This is a genomic window from Sphingomonas sp. NPDC092440 (assembly GCF_044754985.1).
Lineage (GTDB): Bacteria > Pseudomonadota > Alphaproteobacteria > Sphingomonadales > Sphingomonadaceae > Sphingomonas.
Map to the genome: position 1 here is coordinate 25,185 of NZ_JBIVQA010000011.1, position 10,441 is coordinate 35,625.

General features: G+C 68.1%; 9 protein-coding genes. 5 read left to right on the plus strand and 4 right to left on the minus strand.

The features are described 5' to 3' along the window. The first annotated feature begins 78 nt into the window (after window positions 1–78). The 5 genes from ACIQCS_RS17780 (at window position 79) to ACIQCS_RS17800 (ending at window position 5,125) form a co-directional block, all read left to right on the plus strand. Window positions 79–636: a hypothetical protein gene (locus ACIQCS_RS17780; protein ID WP_345847378.1), complete on the plus strand. Its 558-nt coding sequence runs from the start codon at window positions 79–81 to the stop codon at window positions 634–636. Continuing rightward, entirely contained in the window at window positions 549–1,142 is a 594-nt protein-coding gene (locus ACIQCS_RS17785) for a sensor histidine kinase (RefSeq protein ID WP_401531415.1), read from the plus strand. Before ACIQCS_RS17780 ends, ACIQCS_RS17785 begins: the two co-directional genes overlap by 88 nt. Then, the gene (locus tag ACIQCS_RS17790) at window positions 1,139–1,786 is read left to right on the plus strand and encodes a response regulator transcription factor (RefSeq protein WP_345847374.1); all 648 of its coding nucleotides are present in this window, start codon (window positions 1,139–1,141) and stop codon (window positions 1,784–1,786) included. Before ACIQCS_RS17785 ends, ACIQCS_RS17790 begins: the two co-directional genes overlap by 4 nt. 271 nt (window positions 1,787–2,057) lie before the next feature. After that, window positions 2,058–3,812, plus strand: coding sequence for an ABC transporter permease subunit (locus tag ACIQCS_RS17795; RefSeq protein ID WP_345847372.1), 1,755 nt, complete (start codon window positions 2,058–2,060; stop codon window positions 3,810–3,812). Window positions 3,813–3,829: 17 nt separating this feature from the next. Continuing rightward, window positions 3,830–5,125: a nitrate/sulfonate/bicarbonate ABC transporter ATP-binding protein gene (locus ACIQCS_RS17800; protein ID WP_345847370.1), complete on the plus strand. Its 1,296-nt coding sequence runs from the start codon at window positions 3,830–3,832 to the stop codon at window positions 5,123–5,125. A gap of 36 nt (window positions 5,126–5,161) precedes the next feature. Here the strand turns inward: ACIQCS_RS17800 and ACIQCS_RS17805 are convergent, their stop codons facing one another. The 4 genes from ACIQCS_RS17805 to ACIQCS_RS17820 form a co-directional block, all read right to left on the minus strand. Beyond that, window positions 5,162–5,548, minus strand: a complete 387-nt coding sequence (locus ACIQCS_RS17805; protein ID WP_345847368.1) for a winged helix DNA-binding protein — start codon at window positions 5,546–5,548, stop codon at window positions 5,162–5,164. A 200-nt stretch (window positions 5,549–5,748) separates the two neighbouring features. Next, the gene (locus tag ACIQCS_RS17810; protein ID WP_345847367.1) at window positions 5,749–6,936 is read right to left on the minus strand and encodes an HlyD family efflux transporter periplasmic adaptor subunit; all 1,188 of its coding nucleotides are present in this window, start codon (window positions 6,934–6,936) and stop codon (window positions 5,749–5,751) included. Continuing rightward, the gene (locus ACIQCS_RS17815; RefSeq protein WP_345851988.1) at window positions 6,933–9,056 is read right to left on the minus strand and encodes a type I secretion system permease/ATPase; all 2,124 of its coding nucleotides are present in this window, start codon (window positions 9,054–9,056) and stop codon (window positions 6,933–6,935) included. The genes ACIQCS_RS17810 and ACIQCS_RS17815 overlap by 4 nt, the downstream gene beginning before the upstream one ends. 2 nt (window positions 9,057–9,058) lie before the next feature. Next, window positions 9,059–10,333, minus strand: a complete 1,275-nt coding sequence (locus tag ACIQCS_RS17820; protein WP_345847366.1) for a TolC family protein — start codon at window positions 10,331–10,333, stop codon at window positions 9,059–9,061. Window positions 10,334–10,441: the final 108 nt, after the last annotated feature.

Genomic DNA, 10,441 nt, shown 5'->3' on the forward strand with positions numbered 1-10,441 from the left:
TGTCAAAGCATTGCCGCGATCCGCCGGGCTTGCCGGGCACCGGTGTCGATGCCCGGGCATATCGGGCATATATGGGGCATGTTCGAAACGGGCGGGTTCCCCATGCAATGGAAATCATGGCTGCAGGCGGCGGCGATCGCGGCGCTGACGGCCGGCATTTTCATCGCCGACACGGTCACCGACCTCGAGATCGCCGCGGCGGTCTTCTACATCGCCATCATCCTGCTGGCGGTCGGCCGCTTTCCCCGCCGCAACGTCATCGCGCTCGCCGGGTTGTGCATCCTGCTCACCCTGGCCAGTTCCGCGCTGACGGCCGGCGGCTCGCACGAGGCCGGCATCGTCAACCTGGCGATCAGCACGTCCGCGATCGGCATCACCGCCTGGCTCGCGCTCCGCGTGGTGGCCGCCGAAGCCGCGGTGCATGCGGCGCGCGCGCAGCTCGTCAGGCTCGCGCGCGTGACCAGTCTCGGCGAGCTCACCGCTTCGATCGCGCACGAAGTCAACCAGCCGCTGACCGGGATCGCGAGCAGCGCCAATGCGTGCCTCCGGTGGCTGGGGCAGGATCCCCCAATCTCGAACGGGCGCGCGCCTCGGCGGAACGGGCCCTGCGCGATGCCAACCGTGCCGGCATGGTGATCCAGCGCGTGCGGAGCCTTGCCCGGCACGAGGCGCCCAGGCGCGAACGGATGGATCTCAACGCGGTCGTCGACGAAGCGCTCCAGCTGGCGCGGGGCGAGCTGGAGCGCAACGGCATCGGCCTGGAGCTGGCGCTGGCCGAGGCGTTGCCGGCCGTGCTGGCCGACCGGGTGCAGCTGCACCAGGTCGTCGGAAACCTTCTGCTCAATGCGATCGAGGCGATGGCGAGCGGGCCGGAAGCCGGGCGGCGGATCGTGATCGCCACCGCGCGCGAGGAACAGTCGGTGATCCTGGCGGTCGCGGACTCCGGCATCGGCTTTGCGGCGGGCGCGCAGGAGCGTCTGTTCGAGGCGTTCTGGACCACCCGGGAAGGGGGCACCGGCATCGGCCTGACGATCAGCCGGGCTATCGTCGAGGCGCATGGCGGGCGTATCTGGGCGATGGCCAATGCGCCTTCCGGCGCCATTTTCCGCGTAAGCCTGCCAATCTCGGGAGCGAGGCGATGACGATCGAAGCGACTGCCCCGGCCGATGACGGCGCGATGCCGGTCGTCTATATCGTCGACGACGATGCCTCGGTCCGTGCGGGCCTCGAGGACCTGCTCGCGTCCGTCGGCATCGCGTGCCGGGCGTTCTCCTCCACCCAGGCGTTTCTCGCGCACAGCTTGTCCGAAGCGCCCGGCTGCCTCGTGCTCGATGTTCGCATGCCTGGGCAGAGCGGCCTCGATTTCCAGCGCCAGATGAAGGATCTCGGCATCGGGCTGCCCGTGATCTTCGTCACTGGCCATGGCGATATCGCGATGACCGCGCGCGCGATGAAGGCCGGCGCGATCGAGTTCCTGGCCAAGCCGTTCGACGAGCAGGCCCTGCTCGACGCCATCAACGAAGGAATCGCCAGGGATCGGGTCCGGCGCCGCGAGGCGGCCGGCCTGGCGCATCTGCGCGCGCTCCATCGCACGCTCACGCCCGGGGAGCGGGAAGTGATGGAGCTGGTCGCGCGCGGGCTGCTCAACAAGCAGATCGCGGCGGAGCTCGGGGTGCGCGAGATCACCGTCAAGGTGCGCCGGGGCCAGGTGATGCGCAAGATGGGCGCGCAATCGGTGCCCGATCTGGTGCGCATCCATGACCGGCTGTTCCCGCCCCTGGAATAGGGCTGGCGGGCGATTTCGATATACCAAGGTATATGCCGACTATCCATTTGCTTCGGTGCGCCGCACAATTCCCTACTGGCGGGCCCGGGCCCGGCTTGGTATCCGCCCGCCACGCCTTTCCCCCGTTTCCGCGGGGCCGGGGCCATTCGAGGAACGCTAGCAAATGCCGAGCGACAGTAGTCGATCTAACGCGCCGTCGAGGGCGCCCGGCCGGGCCTAGTTCGTAGCGCTCGCCCGTGGCGGCCGAGACGGCCGGTCATGAGGTGAGCCTATGGTCTTCATTTTCGAAGATGCCAGGGGCGGACGCCCGTTGGCGCGCTGGGTGCGTGCGGGCGGAGCGCCATCCTGGGCGGATCTGATCGTTTTCATCCTGCTTGCGGCAGGTGCGGTGCTCGTGTTCCACGGCGCCGGCGAGATGGGTGCGCCGCTGGCCGAGTTGCGCGGCACGCCGGTGGTGCTCGACCCGGCGATGCTGCCCGAATATGCGCTGCGCACCACGTTGCGCATGTTCGCCGCGCTTGGCGCGTCCCTGGTGTTCACCTTCGTCGCCGCCACGCTCGCCGCCAAGAGCCGCAAGGCGGGGCTCATCATCGTGCCCGCCCTCGACATCCTCCAGTCGGTGCCGGTGCTGGGTTTCCTGACCTTCACCGTCACCCTGTTCCTGGGGCTGTTTCCCGGCAGCCAGCTGGGCGCGGAATGCGCGGCGATCTTCGCGATCTTCACTGCCCAGGCCTGGAACATGGCGTTCAGCTTCTACCAGTCGCTGCGCACCGTGCCCGGCGACCTGGACGAGGTTTCGCGCCAGTTCGGGTTCTCGGCATGGCGGCGTTTCGTCCGGCTCGAACTGCCCTTCGCGCTGCCGGCGCTCGTCTGGAACATGATGATGTCGATGTCGGGAGCCTGGTTCTTCGTCGTCGCGTCCGAGGCGATCACGGTGGGGAACACCACCATCACGCTGCCCGGCATCGGATCCTGGCTCGCGGTTGCCATCGACCGCGAGGATTTCGGCGCGATCGGCATGGCGGTGGGGGCGATGGCGGTCGTCATCCTGCTCTATGACCAGCTCGTCTTCCGTCCGATCGTCGCCTGGGCCGACAAGTTCCGCTTCGAGCAGACCGCCTCGCAGCAGCAGCCGCGTTCCTGGCTCTACGATCTCCTCCGCCGCACCCGCTGGCTGGGCCGGCTCGGCACGGTGCTCGCCGCGCCGCTGCGCTGGCTGGGCAGCATTCCGCTGCCGCGCACGCCGGCGTTGCAGCCGCCGCGGATCGCGCCCGCCGCGGGCCGGATGCTGGATGGCCTGTGGGTCGCGCTGGTCGCCATCGTCACCCTGGCGGCGGTCTGGATGCTCGCCCGTTTTATCGCGCACAGCCTTACTTGGCAGGACGGCGCGGCCGTATTCGGCCTCGGCCTGCTCACGCTGGCGCGGGTGGCGCTGCTGATCGCGATCGCGAGCCTGATCTGGGTGCCGATCGGGGTGTGGATCGGCCTCAGGCCCGTCTGGGCCGAGCGGCTGCAGCCGGTGGCGCAATTCCTGGCGGCCTTTCCGGCGAACGTGATGTTCCCCTTCGCGGTGATCGCCATTCTCGGCCTCCATCTCGATCCGAATATCTGGCTGTCGCCGCTGATGGTGCTCGGCACCCAATGGTATATCCTGTTCAACGTCATCGCGGGTGCGAGCGCGATCCCCACGGACATGAAGGAAGCCTCGGCGATGTTCGGCATCCGCGGCTGGCAATGGTGGCGCCGGGTCGCGATCCCCGCGATCTTCCCTTATTATGTGACCGGCGCGCTCACCGCCTCGGGCGGCTCGTGGAACGCCAGCATCGTCGCCGAGTCGGTGAGCTGGGGCAACAGGCATCTCGAGGCCGCCGGGCTGGGGGCGTTCATCGCCAACGCCACCCAGGCGGGCGACTATCCGCGCGTCGCCCTCGGCATCGCGGTGATGAGCATCTTCGTCATCGCCTTTAACCGCATGCTGTGGCGGCCGATGTACCGGTATGCCGAGCGCCGTCTCCGCCTCGATTGAGCATCGGGAGTATCGTCATGAACACGCTCACTGAAACCCCGCCGCTGGTCGAGGTCCGCGACGTCCGCCATGTCTATGGCAAATCGGGCGGCGCCGGCCTGCTCGTGCTCGACGATGTCCACCTGACCCTGGGCGAGGGCGAGATCGTCGGCCTGCTCGGCCGCTCCGGTTCGGGCAAGTCGACGCTGCTGCGTTCGATCGCGGGATTGATCCAGCCGACTTCGGGCGAAGTGCGCTTCGCGCATGCCGATACGCGCGTCTCGATGGTCTTCCAGACCTTCGCGCTGTTCCCCTGGCTCACCGTGCTCCAGAATGTCGAGGTCGGGCTCGAGGCCCAGGGCGTCGCCGCCGAGGAGCGGCGCCGGCGCGCCCTCAAGGCGATCGACCTGATCGGCCTGGATGGCTTCGAGAGCGCCTATCCGAAGGAATTGTCGGGCGGAATGCGCCAGCGCGTCGGCCTGGCGCGCGCGCTGGTGGTCGATCCGGACATCCTGCTGATGGACGAGCCCTTCTCGGCGCTCGACGTGCTCACTGCCGAGACGCTGCGCACCGACCTGCTCGACCTGTGGTCGGAGGGGCGGATGCCGATCAAGTCGATCCTGATCGTCACGCACAATATCGAGGAAGCGGTGCTGATGTGCGATCGCATCCTCGTCTTCTCGTCCAATCCCGGACGCGTGGTCACCGAGATCAGCGTGACGCTGCCGCAGCCGCGGAACCGGCAGGACCCGGCGTTTCAGGCGCTGGTCGACGAGATCTATGCCAGGATGACCGTGCGGACCGAGGCGGAGCACGCGCGCGAGGGCGTGTTCCCGGGCACCGGCATCGGCATGGCGCTGCCGCGTGTCTCGACCAACACGCTTGCCGGATTGATGGAGGCGGTGGCGGCCGAGCCCTATCTCGGCAGCGCGCCGCTGTCGGATCTTGCCAGCGAGCTGCAATATGAGGCGGACGAGCTGTTCCCGATCGCGGAAGTGCTGCAGCTGCTGCGCTTCGCCGAGCTGGGTGGCGGCGACCTCAGGCTGTTGCCGGCGGCGCGGCGCTATGTCGATGCCGAGGTGGATGCGCGCAAGCAGCTCTTCGCCCAGCATCTGCTGCGCCACGTGCCGCTTGCCGGGCACATCCGGCGCATCCTCGACGACCGGGCCAGCCACGAGGCGCCGGCGAGCCGCTTTCGCGACGAGATCGAGGATTTCATGTCCGAGGAATATGCCGAGCAGACGCTGAAATCGGTGATCCAATGGGGCCGCTATGCCGAGGTCTTCGCCTATGACGAGGCGGCGGACCGTTTCAGCCTCGACGATCCTTCCTAGGCGGCGATGCCGGGGCGGCCGGCAGCGCGAGGCGCTTCAGAACAGGCCGGTCGACGATTCGAAGGAGGAAGGCATCTCGGCGGGCCGCTCGGGGCCGCGGGGGCGCCTCTCGGGGATGGAGGAGCCGTCATGGGGGAAGAGGCTGTGCAGCATGGCGCGCATGGCTTCGTCGCCCTTGCTGGTCAGCGTGACCGCCATCCGCCGATGATCATCGGGGTCGTGGGAACGGCTGAGCAGCCCGGCCGCCTCGAGGCGATCGATCCGGCGCAGCGCGCTCGTCGACGTCTCGCCGGAGACGAAAATGAGCTCCTTCACGCAGATGACTCGGTTCTCCTGCCCCGCGATGAACAGCTCGAGCACCATGTCCCATGCGGAATCGCGGAAGACGTCGCGCGGGAAAAGTTTCGCCGCCTTCGCGCGCATGTGCTGCAACTGGCGTGCGAGGTCGGGCAGGGATCTGTCCCAGATGTTTACGCTATTCGCCACTATACTACCCGAATTTATGAAGGAATGACACTGTGCATATAATAGATCATATCCTTCCTTATAAATAAATCATAGTAAAATCGAATTGTCAAAATCGCGTAAATCAAAATGATAGCGCAATTTACGTATTATATGATTTAACGCTCTCGCAGGGCTTCTTGGGCGCGGTTCAGTGGCTTTAGGAGGTACTGGAGTATAGTCTTGCTTCCCGTGTGGATGTCGGCGGTGGCGATCATCCCGGGCACGATCGGGAAACGGCGGCCCGCCTTGTTGACCAGGGCGTCCGAGCGGGTGCGGACGAATACGCGGTAATAATAGATGTCGGGGTTCACTTCGTCGCGGATCGTGTCGGGCGAGATGCTGCTGACCTCGCCCTCGAGCCCGCCGAAGATCGAATAGTCATAGGCGGTGATCTTCACGCTGGCGCGCTGGCCGGGCCGGATGAACGCGATGTCCCGCGGCGAGATGCGCGCCTCGATGAGCAGCCGGTCGTCGAGCGGGACGATCTCCATCACCTTGCCGTTGGGCGGCACGACGCCGCCGATCGTCGACACTTCGATATTCTTGACCACGCCGCGCACGGGCGAGCGCAGGGTAAGCCGCTGCAGCGTGTCCGACCGGCCCCGCACCACCGGGGCGAGCGCCTCGACCTCCTCGCTCACCTTTGCGAGGTCCTGCCGGGCCTCGACCAGATATTGCGAGCGCAGATCGGCTTTCTTGAGATCGAGGTCGGCGCGCTGGCGCTTGAGCCGCAGCACTTCGACATTGCTCGCCGCGCCGGTGGCGATCAGCGATTCGCCGATCCCGACCTCGCGGTTGATCAGTGCCAGCGATTCGTCGATCAGGCTGGTCGAGCCGGCCAGGCTGCGGCGGCGCGTGTCGTACAGCCGCTGCTGCTCGGCCTTTAGCGCGGGATAGCCGTCGAGTTCCCTGGAGAAACGTATCGGGGTGTCCTCCACTTCGGCCTGGAGTCGGGCCTGGGCGGCGAGCGCGGCGCGATATTTGGCGGCGCTTTCTTCCACCGTCGAGCCGGCCAGGGTGGGGTCGAGCTGGGCGAGGACCTGGCCGGGCCTGACGATATCGTCCTGGCGCACGTGCAGCTTGGCGAGGATGCCGCCTTCCAGCGACTGGAGTATCTGCTCACGGCTGGTCGGCACCACCTTGCCGGTGCCGGTCGCCACTTCGTCGAGCCTGGCGAGCCAGGCCCAGGCCAGAAAGGCGACGACCATCGCCGCCAGCACCCACAGCATGCGCGTCGCATCGCGCAGCCGGCCGCGACCTTCCTCGTCGAACAGCCGGTCGTCGGCGCTGAACGCCGCGCTCATGCCGCCTGGGTCCTGGTGGCGGCGCCGCGCATCGCGGCAAGCGCGGCTTCCCGGGGCTGGTCGAGGACCACTCTGCCATGGTCGATGACGATCACCCGGTCGACAAGCTCGAGCACGCGCATGCGGTGCGTCGCCACGACGACAGTGCGCTGCCGGCTCCATTCGCGGAAGCTCGTGATGAAGTGGCGCTCGGCCAGCTCGTCCATCGCCGCGGTAGGCTCGTCGAGCAGCGCCACCACCGGGCGCCGGAGCAGCAGGCGGGCGAGGAGCAGCGACTGGACCTGCCCGCCCGAGAGGCCCAGCCCGCCTTCGAGCACGACATGCTCGAGCCCGTCGCGGAGCCGCCGCACGAAATCCTGCGCGCAGACCATTTCGAGAGCCGCCAGTATCTCGGCATTGCCGGCATGTGGGGCGCCCATCGTCAGGTTCTCGCGCAGCGTGCCGTGAAAGAGCCGGCTGTTCTGGGTGAGCAGGCAGACGTCCCGGCGCACATCGGCGGGATCGATCTGGTGCAGCGCCAGATCGTCGAGCAGGACTTCGCCGGAAACCGGCTGGAGCATGCCCGACAGGCCCTGGAGCAAGGTCGACTTGCCGGCGCCGTTGCGCCCGAGCAGCGCCACTTTCTCACCGGCGGCGATCTCGAGGCCGGGCACGGTCAGCGCGGGCGGGTCATTGGGATCGCCATAGGAAAATACCGCCGAGCGCAGCGCGAAGCTGCCGGTGACCGCGGCGAGGGGAATGCGGTGCTCGGCGTCGGGGCTGTCCGTGGGCAGCCCCATTATCTGGTTGAGGCTCTGCGTCGCCAGCTTGGCGTGCTGCCAGCGGCCGAGCAGGCCGGAGACCTGGGCCATCGGCGCGATCATGCGCGAGGCGAGCATCGAGGTGGCGACGAGCGTGCCGGTGGTGATGTCGCCGGCGATCACCATGGGCGCGCCGACGAAGATCACCGCGGCGTAGACGCCATTCTGCACGCTCTGCGACCAGGTGGAGAGGCTGGCGGTGAGTCCGCGCAGCCGAAGCTGGGCCTCGCCCGCGACGCTGTTGTAGTGATTCCACTGGCGCTGGAAACGCTCCTCCGCCTGCAGCGCCTTGATGTCCTCGATACCTTGGACCGCCTCGACCAGCAGCGCATTGCGCAGCGAGCTTTCCCGCATCGATTCGGTGGCGAGGACGCGCAGGCGCCGCTGCGCGAGCAGGCTGGGCACCAGCAGCAAAATCACCGCGGCGAGGGGCACCAGCGCCAGCACCCCGCCGATAAAGGCGAGGATGGCGAGGAAGAGCACGAAGAAGGGCAGGTCGGCCACCGCGGAGACGGTGGTCGAGGTCAGCATGTCGCGGACCTGGTCGAGGTCGCGCAACTGGGAGATGAAGGTGCCGGTGGAAGTCGGCCGTTCCCGGTTGCGGACGCGCAGCGCATGGCCGAAGACCAGATCGGAGAGCCTCAGATCGGCCCGCTTGCCCAGCACGTCGGTGATGGCCACGCGCAGCTTGCGCAGCAGGAAGTCGAAGGCGATCGCCAGCAGCACGCCGAGGAACAGGATGACGAGCGTCGGCATCGACTGGGCCGGAATGACGCGGTCATAGACCTGCATCGAGAACAGGATGCCGGCGAGCCCGAGCAGGTTGGTCACGATGGAGGCGACCGCGACATGGCCATAGGCGCGGGCGTCCTGGAGCAGGATGCGGCGAAGCCAATGCTCCTCATAGGGCCGGATATAGGTGTCGACCCGGGCATCGGCGGCGGAGCGGGCGGGGCGGGGCACGACGACCAGGGTGGCGGCGGCAAGCAGTTCGGCGAGCGGACGGCGCACGGGCATGTCGCTCTCGCCGGCGACAGTGAACATCGCCTCGCCGTCGCCGTCCAGCGCGGTGATCAGGGCTAGCTCGCCATCGGCGAGGCAGGCGATCACCGGCAGGCGCCAACTCGTCAGCCGTATGGCGGCGGGGTCGGCGAAGCGGAGGGCCAGGCCCAGGGGGCGGGCGAGGGCGCGCACGCGATTCTGCTCGGGGGAAGCGATGTCCCAGAGCCCCGCCAGGCGGGCGCGCTGCTCGGAGACGGGCAGGCGATAGTGGCGCGCGGCCTGGCAGAGAATGTCGAGCCAGGTCTCGGCCGATGCCATGCTCACAGCGTCACTCCCCGCAGGCGCGTGCCGGTCAGGCCGAACGCATCGCGCGAGCGGCCCGAATAATAGAGGCAGTCGAGCTGCAGCCGGCGCAGGTCATGCTCGGTATTGACCGCGTCGAACCGCGCCTGGTGCAGTTCCTGTTCCGCATTGAGCAGGTCGACCAGCGTTCGCGTGCCCATTTCGAGATATTGCGCGCGGTACAGCTGCCCGGTCTCCGCCATGTCCGCCTCGCGCAGGTTGAGCGTGTCGAGCAGCCGGGTAAGGCTGCCGATCTGCTGCCGGGCCTCGGCGAGCCGCTGGCTCGCTTCGTTGCGCGCCTGGCGCGAGGCGGCGTCGGCGGCGGCCAGCGAGTAATCCGCGCTGCGGACGCGGGCGCGGGTGGCGTTGCCGCCGAATATGTTGCTCGAGACGCTGAGCCCAAAGCTGTAGGCGCTGCGATCGGAGAAGGGCGACCCGATATCCGCTGCCGCGTCGCCGGCCAGCGACACGGTGGGCAATCGATCGGCGCGGCTGCGGCGAAGCTGGGCCGCGGCTTGCTCGCGCTGGGCGTCGGCGCGCATCACGGCCGGCACTGCGCTCCAGTCCGCCAGGCCGGTGGCGCAGCTGCGCATCAGCCAGTCGGGCATGTCGGCGCTGACCGACGCCTTGGCCCGTTCCTCGCCGAGCAGAAAGGCGAGATTGCTGGTCCAGCGACGCTGCTCGGCATCGATCTGTGCCAGCGTCGCCTTGGCCGCGGCGACGCGCGATTCCGCCTGCAGCCCGTCCGAGCGCGTCGACGCGCCTTTGGCGACCCGGTCGGCGACCAGCCCGCTGATCTCGCGGATCCGTGCCAGCTGCTCCTCGGCGATGTCGTGGAGCGCCGCGTTGCGCTGCAACTCGACCATCGCATAGCCGGTGTCGTGGATGAGCCCGTCGATCGCGAGCAGCAGATCGGCACGGCCGACCCGGGTGCCCGCCTGCGCATAATCCACCGCGCTGCGGACCTTGCCGAAATCATAGAGCATCTGCGAGGCGGAGACCTGGGGGCGCGGGCGCCAGCTCGAGCCGAGGCGGTTGTCGTAGCCGGTGCCGATGCCCGCGCTCACCTGGGGCAGATAGCCGGTCCGCGCGACATCGACATCCGCGTCGCGCGCATCGAGCGTAGCCGCCGCGGCGACGACGTTCGGATGCCATGCCACGGCCTGCCGGACCGCTGCCTCGAGCGAGAGCCCGGCGCTGTCCTGCGCGTATCCGGTGCCGGCCAGGAAGACCGCCAGCGATCCGATCGCCATGACACCGATCGGACCGCCGCGCCGGCCCCGTCGCAACCCGTTTCCCAAGCGACAGCCTCCCTGTCCGCACTGCGTGTCGTCTTATGGTGTAGGTTAATCACCCTTTTG